This is a genomic window from Enterobacter cloacae complex sp. IR5428 (genome assembly GCF_049238585.1).
GTDB lineage: Bacteria > Pseudomonadota > Gammaproteobacteria > Enterobacterales > Enterobacteriaceae > Enterobacter > Enterobacter intestinihominis.
The window spans coordinates 324,396-345,361 of the sequence record NZ_JBMKHV010000006.1 but is presented as its reverse complement, the minus strand read 5'-3'; the positions used below and the strand labels follow the sequence as shown (position 1 = coordinate 345,361).

Genomic DNA, 20,966 nt, shown 5'->3' with positions numbered 1-20,966 from the left:
CCCACGCAATAGCCGGGAGTTATTTCTTCGCTGCGGCCCTTCTTGCCGCCTGTTTAGCCAGAAAATCATCAGCAACTGCGCTGTATTCTTCTTTGGTTAGGCCTTTCTGGTCCGGATATTTCTCTGACAGCAACGCCTGAAATTCAGTCATGGTCAAACAACGCGCTTCATCCAGGCTTATGTTGAAGTGGATCCTTGCTGCGTTGATGTATTCAATGGCGTTAAATTCTGTAGTACCGCCTGATGATTCATGGCGCTGGAGTTTTCGCGTCTTGGCTTTCCCTGTTACGCCATGCTGTAAAAGATGCTGAGCAAAGATGACAATATCTGACTGAGGCATGAGACCGGGCGAATAAGAAAGCTTTCCTTCAACCTCATCCCATTGGCCAACAATCGGCGTTAAATCTTCGTCTGAGCACGCCTGTAAAACATCCATGGCTTTTGCTAGCAGGCGATCTGAAACCCTGCGCATCGCTGGCCCCATCCAGTCAGGTAAACCGCCAAAAGCATCTGCACAGACAGAGATTAATTTTTCCGCCTCGCGACCATGGATATCAGCGTATATCTCAACAATTTCATGCGGCTCACCGATTCTTGTCATTGCCTCGAAAGACGGTCGTAACAAGTAATCTTTTCCGCCTTCACGGCTGTCACTTATGCCTATTTCGCCAATTTCTCTCAAAGCGGTCATGGTATTTCCTGATCAACGGTCATTATCAAGGCTGCCAGCCGACAGCCTTTGTAATGTTCGCTATGCGGTAACAGTGAGAACGCAGGTAGTTGAGGTGATTTTATTTCCGTCGCTATCTGTGACTTCACAGCGATAGCTACCGCTCGAGGCGGTTGTAACGCCAAGCAGCAAGAGCGTGGCTGTTGCCGCCGTAGGGTTTGCAGTTGAATCGATCTGAGTGCTGCCAAGGAACCATTTGTAGCTGTAAGTTGGGCGGCCGCCTGTTACGTCAACATCAAGAACGACGTCGTTGTCTGCATCGGCAGCTTTAGTTGCTGGCAAATCTTTGGAGAATGCCAACGGCGTTGAAGGCGTGGCGTCCGTATTAACAACCTGAACAGTAGTGCCATCAGATACTTTGAACTCAACGGTAAACGTGATGATGTCGTTACTTCCGCCATCTGCTGGCGTAAGGTTAGAAATCACCATATAGCCCGAGAACTCGATTGGACCGATAGCGATACGCGCCCACAGCGTCGGCTGGCGCTTGGCATTGATCTCATCAGTAAAGTACTTCACCAGATTGCCGTAGCCGAACTGGTCCAGTTTGTCGTGCTTACGCACTTCACCATCAAAACTGATTGTCGCGTCTGCGTTCGTGATGATGTTTTCTACCCATCCAGCAGTATCGTCTGCGTCAGAAGTGACCGAGTTTGGTGCGAAATCAAGACCCTTACTGGTTCCAGCACCCAGAGCCTTCCAGTCGTCTTCTGTTGGCCGAGCGTCTGGGCATCCATAGGCCAGCTCCAGCACTGTTGCCGAGCCGAATACCCTTTCGTTGGAGTTTTGGCAATTAGCCATCTTTGACCTCTTTTATGTATAAAAAAAGGCCGCCAGATGGCGACCTTGTGTTGATGATTTTTCTTCAGTCCCCGAAAGTGCAGGCAAACTGTAATCTCAGGACAATCCTGCCCTCCTCCGTCGTCACCGGAGTTGGGTAAGCACCCATGTTTTCGATCTTACCCACGCATTCGTCTGCGTGAGGATTTGCCTGAACGTAATCAAGGATTGACTGAGCTGCCGTTGCCGCCGCCTGGTTTTTGCCCTTTGCACCAATCACATCGACCAGGACGTAGTTATCGTTCCCGAGGTCATTTCTGATGGGAGTTCCGCCATTTGGTCTGAACACCATGATCGCTTTCGAAAGATCATTCGGGTCATTGAAACTAAGAAGCTGAACCAGGAAACCGGTAGTAAGACCGGCATCGCCAAACATGTTCCTGACTCGCTGATACATAGGAGGATTCATAGAGACATTTCCTTGGCGATCACAGCATCGATCTGTCGCTGCGTGTCTTCAAACCCCTTGGTTAAAAACTCCTTCCTGGCCGTCGCCCGGCGGAAGTTCTGAGGTACGCTTGGGTCATGGACGTATGCAGCGTAGTTAGCTGAATAACCCACCCGGCCAGTCACGCGATTGCCATTTACAGTAATCTCGCGAAACTGGCTATTGATGAGGGTTGACGTATCGATCGGGGTATAGAGCGCCGCCTGAGATCCGCCGATAATCAAAGCTGATTGCATGGCTCTAACGACCTTTCTCCCCTGAATATCACCAACCAGAGCATTAAGGTTTTTCTTCGCCTGGCTGATGCCCTTCACTTTGATGCCCATGGCTACACTCCCGTAATTATCGCCCAGTCATCTTCCAGACCGTCGAGAGTGTCGTTCCAGCGCGTCACGTGACGGACCTCATCAGCACCTGCTACGACCGGATCCGGCTCAGCGCTCACACCAATCATGATGTAGTCGCCCTCATCGGCCAGTGCGTATGCCGTGAAAAAGGTGTTCTTAACGACAACCTCTTTACCGATGGAGCCGAGCTTTGCAGACAGGCCGCCGATGTAGTCGCACATGATGGTTTCAGGCGGTTCGTACGGGTCGACAGGATCGCCCCACTCGTCATTACCGCCCGCGCCCTTACGCCATATCGTGCACGGCTTATTGTATGACCATGAAGCAGTAGACGACATCAGCCCTCCTTCCAGCGCAGCACCTTCGCGCCCGTCGCCCGGATGCGGGGGCAGTTGATGTGCCACTCGCCGTCCGATTTCACGTATCCGGTAGTCTCCCGCCCGGTGTCGGTCATCACCCAGACGCGGGTGAACGAGCGCGGCAGACCGTGCTTAACTGATTTGTACGTCATCAGCAGCCCCCAACCACCATGAACAGGCCGACGCTGTTACCAGCGCTGATCGGCAAGTCACCGGTGCATCCGCTGGTATCGAGCCGAGCCAGTGAGTCGCGAAGCCAGGTGATGCTGTCGTCGCCATATTCAAACGAGCGGGACGCACCAGACGGTGCACCCTGCGATTTGATGCGGCGCGCACCGGAAGACGTAGCCATCAGCGCTGCTGCGTACATCAGGATCAACTTCGCGGTGCACTCGTCATACCCCGCGCCATCGAGGCACGGGATGATCTTGTTTACCACGCAGAGAATCGGCTCCAGCAGCGCGCCCGGGATGGAGTAACCCAATTCACCGAGGAACGCCTGCACGTCTGCCGCTGTGATTGGGTCAGCCATGGTTATTTCGCCTTCTTGATTGCTTCCGCCAATGCTGCTTCGGCTTCGTCAGCGCGTTTGGTTTCTGCTGCCAGTGTGTCGGCGTGAGCCTTGTCTTTAGCTTCACCATCGGCGATTAGCTTTTGGTTCTGCTCCAGTGCGTCGGCGAGTTGCTTTTGAAGGGCCGTCAGATCTGCCGCAGGAGCGGAAGGAGTAGCCACTTCGAAGGTAAGCTTCTCGCCTTTCTTCTTGTCAGTGTCCTTCGCCTTGCCAGTGCTGATCCAGCGCTCAGCTGTTGCATCGTCCACATCCACCACTGAACCAACCTCCAGTTTGCGGAGGTTGGCACCGGCGTGCAGGTTGCTTGCCACGATTTCTACCAGTGCCATGATTTATCCTTAGCTTGATGCGTGAATTACGGAGTATTTGTTGTTGATGTCCTGCTTGACCATCAACCCCATTGCACCCCAGGTGCGCCAGATGTAGTCGCTGTTGTACTCCGGACGCGGAGATGCAACGGTACCGATAGCCTGTCCGACGATTGGAGCAATGACGCCAGCAGACAGCGGAACGATGACGATTTCGTTACCTGACAGTTGGCTGTCTTCTTTGATCGCTGCAACACCGGTCAGTTTCAGGATTTCATCCATGATCGTGCCGGACTGGAAGTTGTCGGAGAAGTAGCGTTCCAGGTTGGAGATGATTTCGCCGGATACATACCAGGTCTGCTCTGCATACTGGTTGTTTACGCGACGCATCTGATCACGCAGCGCGATTGCCCCGGCGCGGATAGCCTGAGACGTTGCTGTGACAGAGGTAAAATCGATGTTCAGGCCTGAAGCGCCAAGGTCGATCTGCGCTACGCGCTCATCGTCACGCAACCCTTTCCAGGTCAGACCGTCAAAAACTGCGAAGTTGCCAGCTTTGTCGCGGAAGCCGTTGAAGATGTAGTCAACGTAACGACGCTGAACGTCTTCAACCGAACCACGCTGCGCATCAGCCTGCGACTGCAATGCCTGAGGGCTGTTGAAAATTGGATCACGCCATTCGAACTTAAAGCCCGAGTCGTGGATAGGCACCATGGTGCCATCGAAGGAATAGCTACGAGCATCGAGTGCCGCGCCGACCTGTCCGGACATGGAAGTGTGAGCCCAGCCGCGGCCACCGGTACGAGCGTAGTCGTAACGAGACTGTTCGATTCGAACGGAGCGAGAAAGCGGCATCAGATCGTTCAGCAGAGTGAACTCGGTATTCGGCTCGAACTGCTGAAGAACAGTCGTGTCGAAAGCGCGATACAGGCGACGAATATCGTCAACTGCATTCACCGCATCGAGATAAGGGGCGTTTTCTGCATCACCTCGGAACTGAGTGCGCGCCAGAAAATCAGCTGCTGCCTGAGCACTGGCGTTTCGCTCAAGTTCGAGAGCGCGCCATTGCGCCTGGTTTACCGCGAGGTTACCGGTCTTCTCGCCGATAGACTTGGAGAATACAAACATTCAGTGCTCCTTATTTGAACACAACGCGAATCAGATCGCCTGCCACCGCAGTGACTGCTTTATCTTCTTCGACATAAGCGAATACGGCGGCATCGTCTGCAACCGCAGTTATCTGACCGTTGGCTACTGCAACCGGCTGGCCTTTGGTGTAGGTGCCCGCTGCTGCTCGCACGTTTAGGAACATGCCAGGTAGCGGATGAATACCAACAACCAATTCATTGGCTGGGATTGCGTCATCAACACTCAGGCAGCGCAGGTAGTCTTTGTTTGCCACATACTTGATGGCGGATTCTTCCCCGGCCACAGAGGCCGTGAACTTGTCAACAGTACTGAAGAAGCCAACAGTACCAGGTAGAGTCGATGCAGCTGCCCCGCCTTCACGGTTAAGCAGCGGATTAGGGAACACGCCGCCGGCGTGGATAATATGCTTTCCGTCTTTAGCCATTTTTTACTCCGGCATTTCGCTGACTGATTGGGTGTTAGTAGCCTGATGGCGGAATGCACCGTTCAGGCCGAAAGATGTCTGGCACTTGGCATACATGGCGTCGAGCGCCTTACCGTCCAGATCTGCAACTTCTTCATCGCTCATGTTCATCGCCAGCTTCACAGCTGCGCGCTTTTCACCCTTATCTTTGTCAGAGTTGGCATTGATCTGGCTGTTAAGTGCGGTGACCTGCTCAGTAAGTACTTTCGCCCACGCTGGCATCTCTTCGTTATTGGCGGCCTGCTCTTTTTTCTTGGGCTTGCCGGTTTCTTGGTCGATTTCTTCATCGCCTTTCTTCTTGGCGGTGGCTTCTTCGGCCTTCATCTGGTTGTATGCGTCCATCAGCTCGGCGTCGGACTTGCCTTCAGTCGGCTTACCAGCGGCTTGCAGCGCATTGATAATCAGTTCTTTCATCGGATCGTTCTCTCCGTTGGTTTTAATCTCGTACTCAGGTTGTTTGCGCACGACTTCTACAGGTTCGCCGACGAATTGGGCCTTGCCGTCATCGTCGATGATGTACTTCTGTTTGAAATAACGGGAATCATCCCGGTATACGAAGGTGTCAGGCCATACCGACTCTGGCCAAAGCCAGTTGTCATCAGATCGACCCTCTCGCAGCTTTTCACTGATTGCGCGCTGGATGTCGTCGAAGGAAAAGTTGGAGGCGTTGGTGAAGAAAAATTTGGTTTTATTGAGCAGGCCGTCGCGAGTGCAGTCGATTCCGTCAGCCAGGCGGGCAACTTCGATCTGCTGTTCATCGCCTTCAGAGTTAACGAAGATGCCAACGCCCTCTTCCGGCGTACCAGCGCCAGGCTCATCGAGCAGCACCGCCACATGGTCAAACATCATGTTGGTGGCGATCTCGTTGTACTTTTTGCCCTTCGACTCGCCGTTGGCGGCGATACCGGAATACAGCAGGCCGGTTGAAATGTGGATAGGGTCGGAGTTGGTGCCGACCAGCATCTCATCCAGACGGTTAATCAGGCGCTTGCCCTTGTCGCTTGACTCGGCGTACTGACGGTTAACGTACATGTCGCCCGTCACTTTGCCGTCTTTGTGGCTGACATTCTGTAGCCATGCCCCGACGTGGTACTCGTTCACCGCCCGGACATCGCGCGCCGACACATGCTTGCCGTCCACTTTCGGGTGGCCCAGCGGCATCGGGTTACGCTCGAGCGTGTTGTAGGCCTTTTCGATTTCTGCTGCCGGGTACAACTTCCGGTTCATCACGATATCGTCCACGACAGGCGTGATGCCGCGAACCACGATATGTGGCTTGCCGTCGATGGTTTCAGTGGTGATGTTTGAAGCGGAGTTGACGACGGTCAGCACGTTAACGCGGTTGCGTTTCATGCTGGGTCCTCGTTGGTGGATTTCAGGCAATAAAAACCCAGCGCTATGGCTGGGTAGATAATGGTTTAGGTTACACTGAAACTTACTTGTGGTTAATTAACCCGATTGAATGCGGTAATGATTACTGCATCAGGCATTACCATTCTTTGTTTGGCTATTTCTTTTGCTGTATTCATAAAGAAAACATCCGGCTCCAATCCTTCAGGATCGGCTACAACTGTCGATCCTGTAAGATAGGCCTGTCCATTTTTCAAGATTTGATAAGCTACAAAATATTTATTAAGCATGACTACCTCTATCGGTCTGAATGAACTGTAATTATGCCCCTTCTTTCCAGCTCATCCTCTCTTTTTTTAGCCTCTCCGTCAGCCCCTCATTGAAAATGCTGCTGTCGTCGTTGAGCAGCACCGGTATCTGACTGCAATAGCAGTTGTACCGGTTGCCATTCTCGGCGTAGAAGTCCCGCACCTCTTCTGTGGTGTAGACCTTGCCGTGACGGCTGGCGTGCCAGGTGCGCGTCGTTGGTTTGAGCGCTGACAACCAAAGCAGGCCGGTATTCAGCCCCAGCCTGTCGGCTGCCCAGTCCGTTTCGTTCCACTGTGCCTGCCTCAGCGCGCCGACCTGCTCAGTCTGGGCGATGGTTTTGGCCTTCGACATCGACACATCGAGGCGCTTGCTGATGACGCTGGCCGTCTCGCGGGGATTCACGCCGCGCGCTACCGCATCGGTGATGATGTTGGTCAGGTCGCCGCGGGCAGTGTCGCTTATGACCTTCCAGCCACTAAACGTTGTCAGCCTGGCCGCCGATATCTGGTTCAGATAGCCTGGACTGCTTAAAAGCTGCTGTAGCGTCGTCTGACTGGCGTAAACCTGGGACTGCTGCGAGAGGTTATTGAATGCCTCCAGCGTGCCGCGCTGCGCTTCTGCGACGACGTAATCCATCGCCCAGAGGTTTTGCTCGCCACCTTCCAGCAGGTAATCGTCGAGAACCGACTGCACCGCCTCAAGCAGGTCCGCCAGTTCCTGCGCCGACATGTCGTAGATGAACTTACCGGCGTTGACCTGGTAGAGCCGTAAATCGTCGCCGTGGTCATGACAAAGGAAGTGCCAGTTATGGCTGTTAACCTCGCGCTCACGCCCGGCAAGGCGCTGGTCGAACAGAGATTTCAGCGCGCGCTTAATGCCGAGATACCGCTCCTCGATATCCCGGAACATCGCGGTTACCTGCTTTGCCGATCGGGTCGGGTCAACCTTGCTGCGCGGAACTATCGGCAGGCCCACCTTTGCCGTCTGTTCTGGTGTCATCGGCCAGTGGATCATCGGTTGTCACCTTGTCGTCCGGGTTAGGCGGTTCTTTTGGCTCTGGCAGCGGGTCGAGCCCAACAATCTCGCGCAACTCGTTGGCGGTGAATGGCGGCTCGCCACCGTAGAAGCCAGATGTTTTCTGCACGATGTCGGCCAGTTTCGAAGCATTCTCGATCTTCTCTTTCTCACCTGGCGCCAGCAGATCACTCCATGAGATTGTGACCTCGCCTTTGGTCGGTGGGTCAATAATCCCAAGAGTCCAGAAGCGTTCCAGCAGCGCGGTAATGCGATCGGTCAGGAAGCCATTTCGGCGCGTGTTGCGTCGAATAGCCCAGTCCGTTTTATCCTCGTCGCTCGCCAGTCGCCCTGTCTGCTGACCGAACAAGATTGTGAACGGGATTTGCACGGAGGCTGCCAGCTCGTTCGCGGTGACTTCCCACGTTGGCCCCGGGTCACCAGGCGTAACGCTCAGAACGTGCATCTGACCGGCCTGCATCACTGCCGCCGCATCGGTACCACGGTTAAGCTTGTTGACCTTGTCGCCCATCGCTTCGCCGAGATCGGCATAGCCAGCCTTCTTAGCCTGGTCTGCCAGCGTGTTCATGTCGGTTTCTTTGCTGAATTCGACGGCAATCTGACGACTGGCGTTCTTCAGGAAGCCCTCAGCGCCACCGCCGGAAATCTTCTCGATATCAAGACCTTTGTTGAAACCCGCCTCCAGCAGCGGGATGCCGGACAGGACGTTGTCGTCTTCAGATCCTTCACAGAACAGGATAACTCGGCTCGGGTGCACTGGTTCGCCGCGCATCGGACCGACAAAAGGCTCATCACCGACCGGCTGCTCATTGAAGTTGAACATCTTCGGCTGGCCGAACGTTTCTGACTGACGGTCGTTATCCCATTCGGCGACTGTTAACTGCGGCTCCCATACGGGGATAAGCTTTACCAGCGCTGACTCGCCGAGTCGTTTTACTAAAGCCTTGTCGACTTCCTGATCCCAGTTCCGATTGTCTTTCACCTGAAGCAGAAGCGCTGAGTAGCGCCCTACCATATTGCGGCGGTCGGCATCCTTCACCTTCGGCCACCACTTCTTCATGAACTTGGTGACTTTCTTTTCCCAGGCGTTTGTTTTCTCCGCTTCCTGAGCTTCATCACCGTCCACAATGATTGGGTAATCCTGCCAGCAACCATCCAGCAGACGATGCACCACAGCGAAGCCAGCAGCGTTGCGGCGGTACATATTGTAGAAGTCGTTGAAGGTGATCGTGCGCGGGTAGCCAAATTCTTGGTAAAGCGTTGGGCGCTTCGTGTTGCCGCCACCGAGGCCGATGGCATTCAGGTAGTTCGCTCGCCTCATTTCAGTGGCGAGGTTGTTCACAGCCAGTTTAAGGCCGTTATCTTGTTCGCTCACTGGCGATGCTCCTTAGAAGAATACTGCGCCGACTGTCTGTCCGCTCAACTCGGTCATTGCCCAAACATGAGCGTCGAGACGGTCTGGTGACTTTTTCGCAGTGGTTGGTACGTATTCCATCTGCTGATTTTCAAGCCTGTAGAGGTTTCCACGGTGGGCAACGCGACCTTGTGAATAGAGAGCTGATATAGGTTCAGCTCTGGCGAACTTACCTTTGCTGGCATGGACACGAATAATGCGCCCCTTAAACCCGGCATTGCGCAGAGTATCCTCTGCCATGTCGCCGCCCTGGTTGGTTTCAATAACGATAGCGTCAGCGTCATGAAGGTCATACGCCTCCATTGCTTTTGTCGCCCAACCGTTCGGGGAGTATTTCCCGCTGTAGTCGCCATCAACTGAATATTGCCTACGATCGCCAGTGCCATAAGAACTGGCCGCGACGATGCCTGTTTCATCGCTCTCTTCGCTGTTCGTCGCCTGCGGGTCAATTGCAACAACTGTCCGCGAAAGCTTCTCTGTGATGTTTAGCGCCCGCGCTGCTGAAATCATGTCCTCAGTCCACAGCGCGCCCTCTGCGTTAAAGCGCTTCGGATCCTGCATGTACTGCGCTTCAGCAGTTCGGCGGTGTGAGAACAACGATACGCGATGTGATTCGTTATGCTTGAAAGGCCACAACCAACCATCAGGCAAGCCGTGGTCAATCGGTATAGCGTGGGTGTTTTCAGGGTACTGCGCAGCGTATGGCTGACTGTTGTCGATAATCACCGGAAGATTCAGGTGATGCCACTTCTCACCACTCCCGCCACGCAGCAGATAGCCGCTCAGGTCGTGGTAGTGGATCCGCTGCATGATGACAATCATAGGCGTCGTCTCGATCGCCAGTCGTGATTTGATTGTCTCGTTAAAGCGGTTGTTGACGCCGTCGCGGACGATCTCAGAGTAAGCGTCATCCGGCTTTACCGGGTCATCGATAATAAGCGCGCCCTGCCAGCCTGGTTCCATGTGTCCGGCACGAAAGCCGGTAACCTGCCCGGCAGCTGACGACGCGTAAACGCCGCCACCGTGTTCAGTCCACCACATGGCCTTGCTGTCAGCGTCATCGCGCAGCGCCATCGGCCACATCGACTGGTAGGCCTGCGACTTAATCATGCCGCGCGCGGTTGAGGAGTTCAGCAGTGCAAGGTTGTGCGAATAGGACAGATGCATAAAGCGAGCCCGGCAGTTCAGCGCCAGCCCTCGGCCCATCATATTGATGGTCGCCAGTTCCGTTTTCGTGTAGCCAGGCGGTACGTTGATGATCAGGCGTTGAATCTCACCATCAATGACGCGGTCCAGCGTTTGCTGAATCACCTTGTGGTGAGGCGCGACAATCATCTTTCCGCCGGTGCGCTGCTTGAAGAAGTAACGAGCGTAATAGAGCCCGTCCTCTTCGCATTCAACCTTACGGGCAAATGCCCTTTGCTCAGCAGTCGTCATCCTCCATCATCTCCTGCCGTGCGGATTTGTATTCCTCTTTGCTCATGGTGATCGTCTGGATGGCACCACCATTCGGGCCGGAATGTTCAAACTTGTGCTTATTGGTGTAGGCATCGCCGCATTCCTTCGCCGCCTGCTCGATAATCTCTGCCGTAAGCGCGAGGTTCTTCATGCCCTCGGCGCGCGTTGCCATACGGTCGAGAACGCGGAGTCGGTATGCCTTGTTAGCGATCGGAATATCGGAGATTTCATTCTGGAATCGCTCGCGAGTGGCATTGAACATGTCCACCCACTTCTGCGCCAGCCCCCTGCCGTTTGCTTTCGTCGGGTCGTGAGATTCGACCTGCTGACGAGTGATGCTCAGGCCAAATTCTTTTTTGACCAGCTCAACCACCTGGGATGGGGTATCGAAGCAGGCAAGAGACTGAACGATGAAGGCTTTGACCTCACCTTTCAGTGTCGCCATGGATTACCTGCCTGTCATAATCAGTCATATTGTTAGGCCAGCTTTAACATGCATGTGCCGCATGACCTGGCTATATCGATGTGAGCCACTTCTGCTGGCGCATTGGCCGCATCAACGAGCTCCTGTACTTCTTTGCTGGCACCGTATCGACGTACGACACCAGTGAATTCTTCGACGTCGTGGCCGCGCAGTGTAAGCACAGGCTGCCCGGTCTCTTTGTTGAACCTTGGCGCACCGAAATCATCGGTGGCCTGGGCAATGTGGTAAAGCTCATGCTCTACCAGTGCGCAGAACTCAAGGTCGCTGCATTGCGAGCAGTAGTCAGCTGCCAGCGTGATGATGAACTTCGGGATTCGCCCGAACCATTCATGCATCTGCTGTTCCATTCTGGCTTTCTGCCAGCCACCGGCGCGGAGCATTACCTGCTCGGCCTGCCCGAGGACATGTCGCCCTTTCTTCGCAAACGAATCGGACGCCCACATGAAGCAGAGGTCAGCCTCTAACAGGTGTTCATGGTCAGGGTTATGGATGCTGCCGGTATCACTGAGGATTTGGCGGCTTACCCACTCATGCACTTCATTGGCGGGAATGAGCCTGGTGTATGGCTGCCAGTTGTCGGAGGCGATGAAGTTAACTGGCGGATAAGGCCTGTGCTCGTCATCGTTAGCCATGGGTTACTCCGTTATCTCTTTACAGACTCATACTTCAACTTCTGGCTAATGCCATACTTAACGATGAAGTTACCCACCTTTTGGTAATCAGGCTCGCACCGCATCATCAAGCAGAGCATTGTCAGCGTCTTGATGTAAACGGGAAGCCACCACCTGCTTTTGATTTCAACTGACAGTCTGCTCGTCGCCATTGGTGTCTTCCTCTGCTGGTACTGGCGTGAACTCCACTCGCTTTACATCGGCAGGAGCGAAATACAGCCACTGGCCCGTTTCCGTCGCCAGCGGCACAAAGCCGTTAACCAGCTCAGGCTGACGTCGTGACATCTTGCCGGTGAAGGTTTCGCCTGTTTGGGTGGTTAACGTGATTTGGTAGATGTCGGACATGGTTACCTCTTTGCCTTGTCGCAGCTGTTGCCCTGCTTCTCAGAAGTGCTTAGCCACTTACGGCTTACCCGTCAGCAAGATGTGATCACCATCCTTGCGGGGTTACACAGATCATTATCGAAGCCCCTCAGAGAAGAGCTTCTGTAACGGCCTACTTATTTTCGGTCTGCTTATCCCATTCCTCGCGGAACTTGGATGGGTTGTCGAAACCTTCACTGCACTGGTTGGTTTTCGTCACTTTGCCCCCGATTCTTTTGTTTTCTGGCAGTTTGCCTGCCACGCTTTGTTATGGGCCAGGATGTCGCGCTTCGTCTGGCGGTCAAGAAAATCAATGTCGTGATCAGTAAGGTAGATTGGCTTTACCCAGTCACAGGCTGTATCAACCACCACCGGGACGCTTCCACGTGTCACGCAGCTCGCGATCAACATCGTCATCAGGCATGCGGTTAACATTCTGCTGTACATTGCTGGCCTCTTTCGTTGCTTCTACCCGGCGTTCGGCTGCTGACTCAATGGCCGAGGCCTTTTCTTCTGTGCGCTGTCGGTCTGCTTTTTCTTCAGCCTGTTCACGCCCGCGAAAACGGCCCACACCAAACGCACCAAGCACCATCAGGATCGCAACTCCGATTGCCGCCAGTACAGATTTGAGTGTCGTCATAGGCTCACCCGCTCGCGCATCCAGCCATAAACGAATGACTCGTTAGCCGGCCGCTGTTCTGCCAGCTCAAGATAACGCTGGCCCTGGCTACAGTTCAGTGCGCGAAGCAATACGATTTCCCCTTCGCCGCCTCGTTTCTCCAGGAAGGACTTTAGCGCGCTGATGCTACGTGGGCCAATTTGCCCGTCGGCGATCAGATCCGGATAGTAATGCTGCTGGTTATTGAAAACGTTCAGCCAACGCTGGAACCATTTAACCTGCACCGATGGCCCCATGTTCACACCGGTATCGCAAAGTTCGGCGGCAATAGAAGGGGATACTTCTGCCACCTGGTCAAAGCGCGGGCCATACCAGTAATCAGACTCAAGGATCGCCAGAGCCTGCTCACGTGTAAGGTTTCGCATATCACCGGTATAACCATGCGCTCGGGCAGTTGCCTGAGTAATTCCCCAGTTCGTTGGTCCGCCCTTATCATTCGGGTGATCAACATAACCGCCCTCTTTGCCGAGGATGGTGTTAAAGATATCGTCTTTGGTCATGGCTATTCCGTAATGACGACCTTCGCCAGGTTACCGCGCGCCAGCCACACCGCCATGCAGATGACGGAGTTAAGCAGCAGATCGCCGAGGTTAACCTGAACGTAGTGGCCGAGCAGAATGTTGAAGGCATTGAATCCGGCGGCAAGAATGACCAGATAGGCCAGTACCGCGACACTCAGGCGATGACGCTTTCCCTCTTTCCGGAAAAACATCAGCCTGACCATGATTAACAGGCAAACTATGGCGTTTGCATCCATCAGAAGAAGCTGCCATGTCATTTATCTTCCTCCCCCAGCCCCGGCATCTTCCCGCTTTTGGATTTGCGGAGAATACGCAGCAGGACTGCCACGGAAATGGAAGCAGTGACAATTGCACCGACAGCTGGCGATACCTCAATGCTGGCCGGTGGCTTCATCAGGCTTAACGGCGTGTTGATGATTCCGGCCATGATTTTCGCCATGGGTACGGAGAAGAACACGCCACTGATAAACGATATCAGCGCAAAGATAGCCTGCTTCCAAAGTTGATGGGGATCTGAGGTCAGAACGTATAGCGCCGTTCCGGCGAGTGATCCGAGCATCACTGCTGGAGTCGCCTCCGGAAACAGCGTGGCAAAGGTTACACCGACTGATGACGATGTAAGACCAACGCCTACGATAGTGAAGGTCTCAGACATATTTATTCCGTGTGTAGTTGGTTCAGGCCCTCGGGACGATTTAACAAGAAGGCATGTCGAGGATGGTTCCCGGGGCCTGGAATAAAAAACCTGGCGACAAGCCAGGAAGATGAGGGTAAGGCAATGTCGGCTCTCTGGCCGAATGGTCCCAGGTAGTGGGTTCTGGTGCCGGGCAAAGGAATCGAACCTCTGACGCGCAGCTTACAAGGCTGCCGTTCTGCCACTGAACTAGACCGGCGAAATTAGTCAAGTAGATGAGCCATCTTGTTACTCTGCACTTCCTCCATCCATTTAATAAGCTCAGCTTTATCTCGCCCGCTTTTATAAAATCTCTTGGAGTTTATACAGATCGAGGCGTCAATTCGCCCAGATTTCCTGACAGTTAGGGAGCCGCAATTCGTGCGTAATTTAAGGTAGTCACGGCTACGATTTTCAGCCTGGAGCTTATAATCTGCAATCCTCAGGTTTTCTAAGGAATTGTTTTTAGTATTTCTATCAATGTGATCAATTGTCATGCCATCTGGGATTTCACCATTTGCTATGGCCCAGACAAGTCGATGCGCTTTATATTTCACGCCGTCTATTTTGACGTAGTAGTAACCGTGGTTATCAAGACTTCCAGCCCTGGCGCCTTTTTTTGCTCTGGTGCTAGCATCAACCTTCCACCTCAACCCACTTTCACTACTGCCATCAACTTCCAAAAACTGTCTAGCCTTTGCGATTGGTAAAGGGATTGTTTTTGAGCTCATGCGTTTTCCTTGCTTTGAAATGAACCTTTGCCGCAATGGAAATCAGCCCGTCGAGGCTCGCCAGCACTAACTGACTTCCTCAAAGGCTCATTTCAAAGGGTTTTGGATTCGACGTAGTTGAGAGCGCATTGCGGTGCGCTTGTGAAATTTGGAAATAAAAAAGCCCAAGGCTTTAACCTCGGGCTCTTAATTTTTTGTCGACCTATGAAGCTATGGCGACGATATCAGATTTACATGAAATGTATGCTATTTAATTGACTTTTGCAATACCCTGCTGCGAAAAAGTCGACTTTTGTTGTGATCGTGTTCTCACAGTGCAAAGAAGAGAATCGCTATCAAGCCGCTTAAAGATGGTGCACATGGCCCGCCAGTAGTCGGAGTAGTTATGGCACCAGTTATCAGGTTTAACGCCACACAGCGCCGCCAAGTCCTGGTGCTGATACATCTCCTTACCCGCTAGCTCCGCTTTGACGTCCTGCGCCGCCAGCCAAATTAGCTTCTTCAGGCGATCCATCGTCTTGCCGGCCACCTTCTTCGCGCCGAGCTTCTCCCGGAACTCCGCCCACGCCCACTGAGTGATCGCCACCTGGTGCTCAAAGCTAACGTTCTCGCTGTAGTTCCACAGCAGCCAGGCTTTCTGGTGGTCCTCCAGCGACAGGACAGCCCGGCGCCAGGATGCGGTCACGAACTCAACCGGGCCCACCAGCGCGATGGATGAGCCTTTGGCACGGGACTGGCTGCCGCTCATCGCCGGGCCGTCCGGGTTAACTTTCCGACCGGTGACCGGGTCAGTGATTTTCTTGCGTCCCCGGCTGCGCGCCGTCGCGGTGAATTGTGCGTTCTCGGCGAAAGCTACCAGCTGCCCTTTCGTCGCCCCGCTCAGGTCTGCGGTCGCCACAATGAGCTGCTGACGTACGTATTCCAGTTGCTGGCTGTTCATTGTGCGGCTCCTGCTGGGTGATAGATGCGAACGAAGTTACGGAGGATGCGGTAATCCACCAGCACGGAGCCCGGGCGGCGGTAAATCCGTAGGCGCTGCCAGCGCGTGCGGAGTATCTCAAGCGTTTCTGGTTTCATGCTGCCTCCTGCTGTTTTAGTGCACGAAGATCTGCCCTAGCTTTGGCGCGGATGTCGTCCAGTTCTTCGCGGGTATATCGGTGGTTTTCGTTGTTGGATTCGAGGGCCAGTACGCGTTCTTCACCGATCTGCTCGACCAAGGCTGCACGATAGGCCTCGATATTCCCTGATTTATGAACGTTGCAGACTGGACACTGTAACCACAAATTATCTGGGTTGAAGCGCAGCTGAGGTGCAGCCGCTGTGGTGCGGTAATGTCCGGCATGCCACACAAAAGCGCTCTTAGTGCCGCATGAGATGCAGCCATAGCCGGCAGCAAGCAGCATTTCGCGACGCCAGTCGTTGAAGGCGCGCTGAGTCATCTGCACCCAGTGACGGATCGGCTTCAGCTCATTACGGCGTTCTGCGCGGCGCTGTCGCCCTGCTTTCTCGGCTTCCTTCAGCTCCTTGATGCGCTTCGCCGCGGCTTTCACCTTCTCCTTCTCGCGTTCTTCCATTGCGAGGATTGCTCCGTGTTCCGGGCAGCACCAGCGGATACGGATATCGTTGAATTTCGGTACGAAGTATTCACCGCATACTTTGCACTTACGGCGGGATGGTTTACGCATGGGCACCACCTTGAACCTGTACCAGCGTGAGGTTTCCGCAGAACACGGCACCGGTATCGATGTACATCTGGTTGGCATACTTCAGGGGCTGGCGCGCTGGGGTGTGCCCGAAGATAAACAGATCAGCACCGGCTATCGGCGAGACAATGCCGTCCTGAGCGTCGCTAACCCGTTCGCGATTCCAGATGACCATGTCTTTCGGGACCGGCTTGTCGAACGCATATTCGTTATGCGGGTAGTCAGCGTGGCAGATAACGACCTTCCGTTCAGCGGTAACCAATTCGATGACGAATGGCAGATCAGCCGCTTTGTGAACCAGAGCCTTAGCCAGCACTTCTTTGTCATAGTCGAGATTGAAGAACCAACCGCCACCATTTACCAGCCAGTGATTGACGTTCCCATACTCCGATAGTCCATCAATCATCATCTGCTCATGGTTTCCGCGTACAGCCTGGAACCACGGCATAGTAATCAGTTCCAGGCACTCGACGTTTTCCGTGCCGCGGTCAACAAGGTCACCAACCGAGATCAGCAAATCGCAGGACGGGTCAAACGAAACCTTATCGAGTTCACTCATCAGCAATGTGTAGCACCCATGCAGATCACCGACTACATAGATATTGCGCCAGTCAGCGCCATTAATGCGTTGATACATGCTCATGCGGATTTTCTCCTCGCTGCCAGGCGCAGCCATTTCTGATCGACGAGACGGGCGGTGTAGCCCTTAAGGGTTGGGATTTCGGAGGGTGCCAACGCAGTTTTGCGTCGGCGCGCTGGCATGCGGAAGATTGCGCGCTCAATGACTTTAGCGAGAGGACTATGCATCATGCCTCCTGCTTGTCGCGCAGCTGCTGAAACTCGCAGCCGGAAGTGGGCTGGCAATAACTCCATTTCATACCTCTATGCTCACCTTGGTGACCGTTAATTGAGGCATGAACCAGTGCAGGGTTGCATCCGTAATGCTTAGTCGACTGCATTGAAGGGAACCAATATCCGAACCCATTCCCTTCTGCGATTACAGGCCTTTTATTCTTATTTGAAAGGCCGGTTTCATTAGCATGCTTCATGTTCATCGCATGTGTGCACCACTCAAGGTTTTCTGGCAGATTATTGTGCTTGTTGCCGTCTATATGGTTTACATGTGGATAGCCATGAGGGTTTGGAATAAATGCCAATGCCACAAATCTGTGGAGCAATTCATGCTTATTAGACAACGACACTCGAACGTACTGGGATGATGTGCATCCTTTTAAAATGCGGCCTGCAATTGTTCTGGTTGTCCATGTCTTCTTGTCTTTTCCGCATGTATTCACTTTACGAGGCAAGCTTCTGACGCGAGCAAGTGAGCTAACCTCAAAGCGGCCTTCATACCCCGGAACCGGCTTCCATATTTCATTCTCAAACATGATCATGTCCTTTATCGTGATATTCGGAATTAGCGGGAATCCGGAGCTTGATGCCGCGTTCTGCGCACCAGACTTCGATGCGGCGTAGGTAAAAGGTCATCTCTTCGGTGTCGAGTAGCTTTGTTGACTTCACCATCTTGGTATCACCAAGAACGGTTACTGGCTTGGCAGGACAGAACATATCCTTCAGAAACTCATGAAGGTCTTCCTCTGTTAGTTTGCTTGCTGAGTGATGGTTTACGGCAGATGCAACGTCGCCATTCCACATCCAGAGAAGGGCATTCTGGGAAAGGCTGCGCTTATCCTTCCAAGGCTTAATGATGAGGCGATAGCAGTCCCCAGACTCCAGCATTGGCTGTATTTGTTGACCGATAGCAGAGAAGTTGGATTTGTGAAGACGGATGCCGTCTTTGTTCAGGTTCATACGGCCTCCTTAACGGAAACCGCAGAATGCAGAAAATCGCAGGTGCATTTCTGCATCTGTGACAAGGTGAGGAGTTCAGATTGTGGTCGCATTTAAGTCCCCTTAAATGCGCAGAAGTCATCGAAGTTGTTCAGGCTCCGATGACTTAATTATGGATGGATGATTATTGGAAATCAAACGTTGCTTGACGTTTTGTTATGCGGCGAATTGTTTAGGCGTCGCGCTTCTCAAGTCTCCATACAGCCTGACCTATCCTGCTGTGGCCTAAGTCTTTTGTTACGAGCCCTTCCTTAGCCATCTCGGTTAAAATCTTGCGAAGCTCTGCTGACTTCCACTCTTCATCTGGGAATCTATCCTCCATTGCCAGGCGAAGACTCCATGTGGCCATTCTAACTGGATACCTTCCGCCGAAGACTTTCTCTTCCTGAGCAGCCCGATCGCGCATAACCTGAAGCACTTTCGATTTATCGTCCATGCTTCACCTCCCTTTTCGCCAACTCCTTCATTGCATCGCCATAGCTCTCCATGCCTTTGGCAAGAGCCTGAATAACCTCCTGCTTCGGTGCTGCTGGCAGTGGCATCCAGTGTGTAACCAATATGTGCTCGATACAGCATGCGGCAGCTACGTCAATCCTGTCGAAAAACAGCCCTGAATGTTCATCAAAGAACGATACGAAGCAATGCCCCATCCTGTTCCTGGTTAGAACTTCCTGTTCGTCCTCAGGCATCCGCTCACTGCAAGCCACCCAACCGTCTGTCAACTCATCACGATTACTTACAGGTTCTGCACCCTGAAGCATGGCGGTGCGGCAGGCGTTCCATGAATCAGCCGCTGCATTGCACTCATCACTATCCCACTGGTAGGTAACGCCGCGTGGTGCGTAGGTGCTGGCAAGAATCTGGATATTGTCAGGTGTAGCTTCATCAGGCACTACCGGCGCTGGCGGGGCGGTGTATAAGCGAGTTCCATCCTTGAAATTCTCCCAGTCAGCCTGACCATCAGCGGCTATGCACGCCACCCTTGCATTCGGGTGGCATCCGCAATCGTCATATTCGCCCAGGACGACCTCGCCAACAGCCTCCGCTTCAAGCGATGCCAGCGCCAGCTTCATCGCAGCGAGCGCCATCGCCGCATCTTCGTTTACTGCGCCTGGCACAGCATCGCGCTCTTCTTCAAGCTCCGCGATTGTCTGCTGGAGCCATTCTTTGGTTAATGTCATGGGTTGCTCCATTCATCTTCAATCGCCACGCCAAGGCGATGCAGCCAGTCAGCCAGTTTAAGCATTGATTCCCTGTCGCTTAGTCCGCTGGGGAAATCGTCCAATGCGACAACGGGTTTGAATGCGCCATAACGGTCTCGCTCAACGGTAATGTATTGCTCCAGGGTTGTACGGCTAACGCTGGATGAATGCCTGACGAGATACTTTGAAATTCGCTCCCGCTCCTTCGGGTCATATTTGTACTCAACAAGCGTCATGCTGCAGCGCCGGGAATCTATGCCTAGTAAGTCGAGCAAGTTAGCCATATCACTCTCCTTTACAGGCTGCGGCGGCGCGCTCTGCGTCATAGAGCCATGCATCAATCGGATTCAACGAGTTATCGATTGGCGTGCCGCCTGATTGGTACATAAGAGCTTTTGCACGCAGAAATAGCTCATTCACTACTTCCAGTTCAGCAATCAGCTTCTCTGCGGCTTCCAGCTCATCCAGCAGCGCCAGTACGGTGGCGGGGTTGGCTGCGGCGATGAAAACTGAATCGACCTTGAGGCAATGTTGTGCTACCGCTTTCACACCAACCTTCACCTCATATCCGCGCGCACCTTTGTGTGGCTTGTAAGATTCCCAACCCCCCCAAGATGCTGCGTTTGCCGCATTGGCCGCTTCACGTAATGCGCGTTTGTCGATGTTGCTCATTGGGCGGCTCCTTCAAATTGGTAAGAAATTTTAATTCCCAGCTTTTTAGCCATGGCATGCTCAGCGACGGCACCTTCCGACTCTTGCCACCCATGCAGCATGTGAATGGCGTCGGCGCAGCGAAGCATCGCCAGGCAGATGTCCATATACTCACGCTGAGATAAACCATCCGGGAGCGTGGCCGGATTTAATGCCACATGACCACCTGATAACATCTGCTGTGCTACTGCGTTAAACATAGGACGGTTGTAATTTTCATAACCCGTCATAGGTCCAGCGATGTAAATTTTCATACCCCTACCCTCCCCCAAACCATCAATACTCGCTTCATCGCCGCGCTGTTGCGGCACTCCTGGCAGATCACGTTTGTCTCTGTGCGCTGCACCAGCTTCGAATTACCCTTCGGCATGGCAGGTATGGTTTCCGGTGCGTATTTCATTCCGTAGCTGGTCAGCCGATACAGCCGCTGGCCATGCTTACCTTCGAACTCGATCAGGCCGTCTGCAAACAACGTGCTTAGCGGGCCGGAAATCTTTTTAGTGGTCATGCCGATCATGCTGGCAATACGAGCGCTGTTCAGGCCCGGGTTATTACGCAGGGCTGCAAGAATCTGCCCACGAATTGTTATGGTCATG

At 53.5% G+C, this 20,966-nt stretch carries 37 protein-coding genes and 1 tRNA gene; all 38 read right to left on the bottom strand.

Annotation, left to right across the window (positions count from 1 at the left end; all coding sequences use genetic code 11):
* Positions 1-19: 19 nt before the first annotated feature.
* Positions 20-691 carry a DUF6246 family protein gene (locus ACOTXC_RS11950; protein ID WP_048229671.1) on the bottom strand — a complete coding sequence of 224 codons (672 nt, stop codon included), beginning with the start codon at positions 689-691 and terminating at the stop codon, positions 20-22.
* Between the two features lie 60 nt (positions 692-751).
* Positions 752-1,531 carry a hypothetical protein gene (locus ACOTXC_RS11945; RefSeq protein WP_032652847.1) on the bottom strand — a complete coding sequence of 260 codons (780 nt, stop codon included), beginning with the start codon at positions 1,529-1,531 and terminating at the stop codon, positions 752-754.
* Between the two features lie 64 nt (positions 1,532-1,595).
* On the bottom strand, positions 1,596-1,979 hold the full coding sequence (locus ACOTXC_RS11940) for a phage tail termination protein (RefSeq protein WP_048229674.1): 384 nt from the start codon (positions 1,977-1,979) through the stop codon (positions 1,596-1,598).
* On the bottom strand, positions 1,976-2,344 hold the full coding sequence (locus tag ACOTXC_RS11935) for a hypothetical protein (RefSeq protein ID WP_032652844.1): 369 nt from the start codon (positions 2,342-2,344) through the stop codon (positions 1,976-1,978). Before ACOTXC_RS11935 ends, ACOTXC_RS11940 begins: the two co-directional genes overlap by 4 nt.
* A 2-nt stretch (positions 2,345-2,346) precedes the next feature.
* Positions 2,347-2,703: a hypothetical protein gene (locus ACOTXC_RS11930; RefSeq protein WP_023314029.1), complete on the bottom strand. Its 357-nt coding sequence runs from the start codon at positions 2,701-2,703 to the stop codon at positions 2,347-2,349.
* A complete protein-coding gene (locus ACOTXC_RS11925) occupies positions 2,703-2,876 on the bottom strand; it encodes a hypothetical protein (protein WP_014883997.1) in 174 nt (57 codons plus the stop codon). The genes ACOTXC_RS11930 and ACOTXC_RS11925 overlap by 1 nt, the downstream gene beginning before the upstream one ends.
* A complete protein-coding gene (locus tag ACOTXC_RS11920; RefSeq protein WP_033486571.1) occupies positions 2,876-3,256 on the bottom strand; it encodes a DUF7370 family protein in 381 nt (126 codons plus the stop codon). The genes ACOTXC_RS11925 and ACOTXC_RS11920 overlap by 1 nt, the downstream gene beginning before the upstream one ends.
* A 2-nt stretch (positions 3,257-3,258) precedes the next feature.
* Positions 3,259-3,624 (bottom strand): hypothetical protein, encoded by a 366-nt coding sequence (locus ACOTXC_RS11915; protein WP_421767698.1) that lies wholly within the window; start codon positions 3,622-3,624, stop codon positions 3,259-3,261.
* 9 nt (positions 3,625-3,633) lie between these two features.
* Complete coding sequence (locus tag ACOTXC_RS11910; protein ID WP_421767697.1) at positions 3,634-4,731, bottom strand: major capsid protein; 1,098 nt, start codon at positions 4,729-4,731, stop codon at positions 3,634-3,636.
* A gap of 10 nt (positions 4,732-4,741) precedes the next feature.
* Positions 4,742-5,176, bottom strand: a complete 435-nt coding sequence (locus ACOTXC_RS11905; protein ID WP_421767696.1) for a hypothetical protein — start codon at positions 5,174-5,176, stop codon at positions 4,742-4,744.
* A gap of 3 nt (positions 5,177-5,179) precedes the next feature.
* Positions 5,180-6,568: a DUF2213 domain-containing protein gene (locus ACOTXC_RS11900; protein WP_421767695.1), complete on the bottom strand. Its 1,389-nt coding sequence runs from the start codon at positions 6,566-6,568 to the stop codon at positions 5,180-5,182.
* 92 nt (positions 6,569-6,660) lie between these two features.
* Complete coding sequence (locus ACOTXC_RS11895) at positions 6,661-6,855, bottom strand: hypothetical protein (protein ID WP_006808957.1); 195 nt, start codon at positions 6,853-6,855, stop codon at positions 6,661-6,663.
* A gap of 31 nt (positions 6,856-6,886) precedes the next feature.
* Positions 6,887-7,888, bottom strand: a complete 1,002-nt coding sequence (locus tag ACOTXC_RS11890; RefSeq protein ID WP_421767694.1) for a phage minor head protein — start codon at positions 7,886-7,888, stop codon at positions 6,887-6,889.
* On the bottom strand, positions 7,815-9,284 hold the full coding sequence (locus tag ACOTXC_RS11885; protein ID WP_421767693.1) for a DUF1073 domain-containing protein: 1,470 nt from the start codon (positions 9,282-9,284) through the stop codon (positions 7,815-7,817). Before ACOTXC_RS11885 ends, ACOTXC_RS11890 begins: the two co-directional genes overlap by 74 nt.
* A gap of 12 nt (positions 9,285-9,296) precedes the next feature.
* Entirely contained in the window at positions 9,297-10,760 is a 1,464-nt protein-coding gene (locus tag ACOTXC_RS11880) for a DNA-packaging protein (protein ID WP_421767692.1), read from the bottom strand.
* Positions 10,747-11,226 (bottom strand): DUF2280 domain-containing protein, encoded by a 480-nt coding sequence (locus ACOTXC_RS11875; RefSeq protein WP_022651005.1) that lies wholly within the window; start codon positions 11,224-11,226, stop codon positions 10,747-10,749. Before ACOTXC_RS11875 ends, ACOTXC_RS11880 begins: the two co-directional genes overlap by 14 nt.
* Before the next feature lie 32 nt (positions 11,227-11,258).
* Complete coding sequence (locus ACOTXC_RS11870; protein WP_421767691.1) at positions 11,259-11,897, bottom strand: putative metallopeptidase; 639 nt, start codon at positions 11,895-11,897, stop codon at positions 11,259-11,261.
* Positions 11,898-12,062: 165 nt separating this feature from the next.
* Entirely contained in the window at positions 12,063-12,281 is a 219-nt protein-coding gene (locus ACOTXC_RS11865) for a hypothetical protein (protein ID WP_058647150.1), read from the bottom strand.
* 234 nt (positions 12,282-12,515) lie between these two features.
* Positions 12,516-12,710: a hypothetical protein gene (locus ACOTXC_RS11860; protein ID WP_045898245.1), complete on the bottom strand. Its 195-nt coding sequence runs from the start codon at positions 12,708-12,710 to the stop codon at positions 12,516-12,518.
* Positions 12,661-12,939, bottom strand: coding sequence for a hypothetical protein (locus ACOTXC_RS11855; RefSeq protein ID WP_045898244.1), 279 nt, complete (start codon positions 12,937-12,939; stop codon positions 12,661-12,663). The genes ACOTXC_RS11860 and ACOTXC_RS11855 overlap by 50 nt, the downstream gene beginning before the upstream one ends.
* On the bottom strand, positions 12,936-13,478 hold the full coding sequence (locus ACOTXC_RS11850) for a glycoside hydrolase family 108 protein (protein WP_421767690.1): 543 nt from the start codon (positions 13,476-13,478) through the stop codon (positions 12,936-12,938). Before ACOTXC_RS11850 ends, ACOTXC_RS11855 begins: the two co-directional genes overlap by 4 nt.
* Positions 13,479-13,480: 2 nt before the next feature.
* A complete protein-coding gene (locus ACOTXC_RS11845) occupies positions 13,481-13,756 on the bottom strand; it encodes a phage holin family protein (protein ID WP_001514184.1) in 276 nt (91 codons plus the stop codon).
* On the bottom strand, positions 13,753-14,154 hold the full coding sequence (locus tag ACOTXC_RS11840; protein ID WP_001514183.1) for a putative holin: 402 nt from the start codon (positions 14,152-14,154) through the stop codon (positions 13,753-13,755). Before ACOTXC_RS11840 ends, ACOTXC_RS11845 begins: the two co-directional genes overlap by 4 nt.
* A 163-nt stretch (positions 14,155-14,317) precedes the next feature.
* Positions 14,318-14,392, bottom strand: a tRNA-Thr gene (locus ACOTXC_RS11835).
* Positions 14,393-14,396: 4 nt separating this feature from the next.
* On the bottom strand, positions 14,397-14,903 hold the full coding sequence (locus ACOTXC_RS11830; RefSeq protein WP_050595449.1) for an HNH endonuclease: 507 nt from the start codon (positions 14,901-14,903) through the stop codon (positions 14,397-14,399).
* Positions 14,904-15,153: 250 nt separating this feature from the next.
* Entirely contained in the window at positions 15,154-15,843 is a 690-nt protein-coding gene (locus ACOTXC_RS11825) for a bacteriophage antitermination protein Q (protein WP_421767689.1), read from the bottom strand.
* Complete coding sequence (locus ACOTXC_RS11820) at positions 15,840-15,980, bottom strand: YlcG family protein (protein ID WP_045332081.1); 141 nt, start codon at positions 15,978-15,980, stop codon at positions 15,840-15,842. The genes ACOTXC_RS11825 and ACOTXC_RS11820 overlap by 4 nt, the downstream gene beginning before the upstream one ends.
* Positions 15,977-16,588, bottom strand: a complete 612-nt coding sequence (locus ACOTXC_RS11815) for a recombination protein NinG (protein WP_421767688.1) — start codon at positions 16,586-16,588, stop codon at positions 15,977-15,979. The genes ACOTXC_RS11820 and ACOTXC_RS11815 overlap by 4 nt, the downstream gene beginning before the upstream one ends.
* The gene (locus ACOTXC_RS11810) at positions 16,581-17,249 is read right to left on the bottom strand and encodes a metallophosphoesterase (RefSeq protein WP_421767687.1); all 669 of its coding nucleotides are present in this window, start codon (positions 17,247-17,249) and stop codon (positions 16,581-16,583) included. The genes ACOTXC_RS11815 and ACOTXC_RS11810 overlap by 8 nt, the downstream gene beginning before the upstream one ends.
* Positions 17,246-17,413: a NinE family protein gene (locus ACOTXC_RS11805; protein ID WP_421767703.1), complete on the bottom strand. Its 168-nt coding sequence runs from the start codon at positions 17,411-17,413 to the stop codon at positions 17,246-17,248. Before ACOTXC_RS11805 ends, ACOTXC_RS11810 begins: the two co-directional genes overlap by 4 nt.
* Positions 17,413-17,994 carry an NUMOD4 domain-containing protein gene (locus ACOTXC_RS11800; RefSeq protein ID WP_421767686.1) on the bottom strand — a complete coding sequence of 194 codons (582 nt, stop codon included), beginning with the start codon at positions 17,992-17,994 and terminating at the stop codon, positions 17,413-17,415. Before ACOTXC_RS11800 ends, ACOTXC_RS11805 begins: the two co-directional genes overlap by 1 nt.
* Positions 17,987-18,418 carry a hypothetical protein gene (locus tag ACOTXC_RS11795; RefSeq protein ID WP_421767685.1) on the bottom strand — a complete coding sequence of 144 codons (432 nt, stop codon included), beginning with the start codon at positions 18,416-18,418 and terminating at the stop codon, positions 17,987-17,989. Before ACOTXC_RS11795 ends, ACOTXC_RS11800 begins: the two co-directional genes overlap by 8 nt.
* Before the next feature lie 211 nt (positions 18,419-18,629).
* Positions 18,630-18,893 (bottom strand): eaa protein, encoded by a 264-nt coding sequence (locus ACOTXC_RS11790; RefSeq protein ID WP_421767684.1) that lies wholly within the window; start codon positions 18,891-18,893, stop codon positions 18,630-18,632.
* Positions 18,883-19,638 carry a DUF551 domain-containing protein gene (locus tag ACOTXC_RS11785; protein ID WP_421767683.1) on the bottom strand — a complete coding sequence of 252 codons (756 nt, stop codon included), beginning with the start codon at positions 19,636-19,638 and terminating at the stop codon, positions 18,883-18,885. The genes ACOTXC_RS11790 and ACOTXC_RS11785 overlap by 11 nt, the downstream gene beginning before the upstream one ends.
* Complete coding sequence (locus ACOTXC_RS11780; protein WP_058687039.1) at positions 19,635-19,943, bottom strand: hypothetical protein; 309 nt, start codon at positions 19,941-19,943, stop codon at positions 19,635-19,637. Before ACOTXC_RS11780 ends, ACOTXC_RS11785 begins: the two co-directional genes overlap by 4 nt.
* 1 nt (position 19,944) lies before the next feature.
* On the bottom strand, positions 19,945-20,331 hold the full coding sequence (locus ACOTXC_RS11775) for an ead/Ea22-like family protein (RefSeq protein ID WP_072210282.1): 387 nt from the start codon (positions 20,329-20,331) through the stop codon (positions 19,945-19,947).
* Positions 20,328-20,624: a DUF4406 domain-containing protein gene (locus ACOTXC_RS11770; RefSeq protein WP_017693170.1), complete on the bottom strand. Its 297-nt coding sequence runs from the start codon at positions 20,622-20,624 to the stop codon at positions 20,328-20,330. The genes ACOTXC_RS11775 and ACOTXC_RS11770 overlap by 4 nt, the downstream gene beginning before the upstream one ends.
* Positions 20,621-20,965: an ArsR/SmtB family transcription factor gene (locus ACOTXC_RS11765; RefSeq protein WP_048702388.1), complete on the bottom strand. Its 345-nt coding sequence runs from the start codon at positions 20,963-20,965 to the stop codon at positions 20,621-20,623. The genes ACOTXC_RS11770 and ACOTXC_RS11765 overlap by 4 nt, the downstream gene beginning before the upstream one ends.
* Position 20,966: the final 1 nt, after the last annotated feature.

Coding starts and splice junctions, on each gene's coding strand:
- ACOTXC_RS11950 (WP_048229671.1), bottom strand. CDS start 691: ATGACCGCTTTGAGAGAAATTGGCGAAATAGGCATAAGTGACAGCCGT.
- ACOTXC_RS11945 (WP_032652847.1), bottom strand. CDS start 1,531: ATGGCTAATTGCCAAAACTCCAACGAAAGGGTATTCGGCTCGGCAACA.
- ACOTXC_RS11940 (WP_048229674.1), bottom strand. CDS start 1,979: ATGAATCCTCCTATGTATCAGCGAGTCAGGAACATGTTTGGCGATGCC.
- ACOTXC_RS11935 (WP_032652844.1), bottom strand. CDS start 2,344: ATGGGCATCAAAGTGAAGGGCATCAGCCAGGCGAAGAAAAACCTTAAT.
- ACOTXC_RS11930 (WP_023314029.1), bottom strand. CDS start 2,703: ATGTCGTCTACTGCTTCATGGTCATACAATAAGCCGTGCACGATATGG.
- ACOTXC_RS11925 (WP_014883997.1), bottom strand. CDS start 2,876: ATGACGTACAAATCAGTTAAGCACGGTCTGCCGCGCTCGTTCACCCGC.
- ACOTXC_RS11920 (WP_033486571.1), bottom strand. CDS start 3,256: ATGGCTGACCCAATCACAGCGGCAGACGTGCAGGCGTTCCTCGGTGAA.
- ACOTXC_RS11915 (WP_421767698.1), bottom strand. CDS start 3,624: ATGGCACTGGTAGAAATCGTGGCAAGCAACCTGCACGCCGGTGCCAAC.
- ACOTXC_RS11910 (WP_421767697.1), bottom strand. CDS start 4,731: ATGTTTGTATTCTCCAAGTCTATCGGCGAGAAGACCGGTAACCTCGCG.
- ACOTXC_RS11905 (WP_421767696.1), bottom strand. CDS start 5,176: ATGGCTAAAGACGGAAAGCATATTATCCACGCCGGCGGCGTGTTCCCT.
- ACOTXC_RS11900 (WP_421767695.1), bottom strand. CDS start 6,568: ATGAAACGCAACCGCGTTAACGTGCTGACCGTCGTCAACTCCGCTTCA.
- ACOTXC_RS11895 (WP_006808957.1), bottom strand. CDS start 6,855: ATGCTTAATAAATATTTTGTAGCTTATCAAATCTTGAAAAATGGACAG.
- ACOTXC_RS11890 (WP_421767694.1), bottom strand. CDS start 7,888: ATGATCCACTGGCCGATGACACCAGAACAGACGGCAAAGGTGGGCCTG.
- ACOTXC_RS11880 (WP_421767692.1), bottom strand. CDS start 10,760: ATGACGACTGCTGAGCAAAGGGCATTTGCCCGTAAGGTTGAATGCGAA.
- ACOTXC_RS11875 (WP_022651005.1), bottom strand. CDS start 11,226: ATGGCGACACTGAAAGGTGAGGTCAAAGCCTTCATCGTTCAGTCTCTT.
- ACOTXC_RS11870 (WP_421767691.1), bottom strand. CDS start 11,897: ATGGCTAACGATGACGAGCACAGGCCTTATCCGCCAGTTAACTTCATC.
- ACOTXC_RS11865 (WP_058647150.1), bottom strand. CDS start 12,281: ATGTCCGACATCTACCAAATCACGTTAACCACCCAAACAGGCGAAACC.
- ACOTXC_RS11860 (WP_045898245.1), bottom strand. CDS start 12,710: ATGTTGATCGCGAGCTGCGTGACACGTGGAAGCGTCCCGGTGGTGGTT.
- ACOTXC_RS11855 (WP_045898244.1), bottom strand. CDS start 12,939: ATGACGACACTCAAATCTGTACTGGCGGCAATCGGAGTTGCGATCCTG.
- ACOTXC_RS11850 (WP_421767690.1), bottom strand. CDS start 13,478: ATGACCAAAGACGATATCTTTAACACCATCCTCGGCAAAGAGGGCGGT.
- ACOTXC_RS11845 (WP_001514184.1), bottom strand. CDS start 13,756: ATGACATGGCAGCTTCTTCTGATGGATGCAAACGCCATAGTTTGCCTG.
- ACOTXC_RS11840 (WP_001514183.1), bottom strand. CDS start 14,154: ATGTCTGAGACCTTCACTATCGTAGGCGTTGGTCTTACATCGTCATCA.
- ACOTXC_RS11830 (WP_050595449.1), bottom strand. CDS start 14,903: ATGAGCTCAAAAACAATCCCTTTACCAATCGCAAAGGCTAGACAGTTT.
- ACOTXC_RS11825 (WP_421767689.1), bottom strand. CDS start 15,843: ATGAACAGCCAGCAACTGGAATACGTACGTCAGCAGCTCATTGTGGCG.
- ACOTXC_RS11820 (WP_045332081.1), bottom strand. CDS start 15,980: ATGAAACCAGAAACGCTTGAGATACTCCGCACGCGCTGGCAGCGCCTA.
- ACOTXC_RS11815 (WP_421767688.1), bottom strand. CDS start 16,588: ATGCGTAAACCATCCCGCCGTAAGTGCAAAGTATGCGGTGAATACTTC.
- ACOTXC_RS11810 (WP_421767687.1), bottom strand. CDS start 17,249: ATGAGCATGTATCAACGCATTAATGGCGCTGACTGGCGCAATATCTAT.
- ACOTXC_RS11805 (WP_421767703.1), bottom strand. CDS start 17,413: ATGCATAGTCCTCTCGCTAAAGTCATTGAGCGCGCAATCTTCCGCATG.
- ACOTXC_RS11800 (WP_421767686.1), bottom strand. CDS start 17,994: ATGTTTGAGAATGAAATATGGAAGCCGGTTCCGGGGTATGAAGGCCGC.
- ACOTXC_RS11795 (WP_421767685.1), bottom strand. CDS start 18,418: ATGAACCTGAACAAAGACGGCATCCGTCTTCACAAATCCAACTTCTCT.
- ACOTXC_RS11790 (WP_421767684.1), bottom strand. CDS start 18,893: ATGGACGATAAATCGAAAGTGCTTCAGGTTATGCGCGATCGGGCTGCT.
- ACOTXC_RS11785 (WP_421767683.1), bottom strand. CDS start 19,638: ATGACATTAACCAAAGAATGGCTCCAGCAGACAATCGCGGAGCTTGAA.
- ACOTXC_RS11780 (WP_058687039.1), bottom strand. CDS start 19,943: ATGGCTAACTTGCTCGACTTACTAGGCATAGATTCCCGGCGCTGCAGC.
- ACOTXC_RS11775 (WP_072210282.1), bottom strand. CDS start 20,331: ATGAGCAACATCGACAAACGCGCATTACGTGAAGCGGCCAATGCGGCA.
- ACOTXC_RS11770 (WP_017693170.1), bottom strand. CDS start 20,624: ATGAAAATTTACATCGCTGGACCTATGACGGGTTATGAAAATTACAAC.
- ACOTXC_RS11765 (WP_048702388.1), bottom strand. CDS start 20,965: ATGACCATAACAATTCGTGGGCAGATTCTTGCAGCCCTGCGTAATAAC.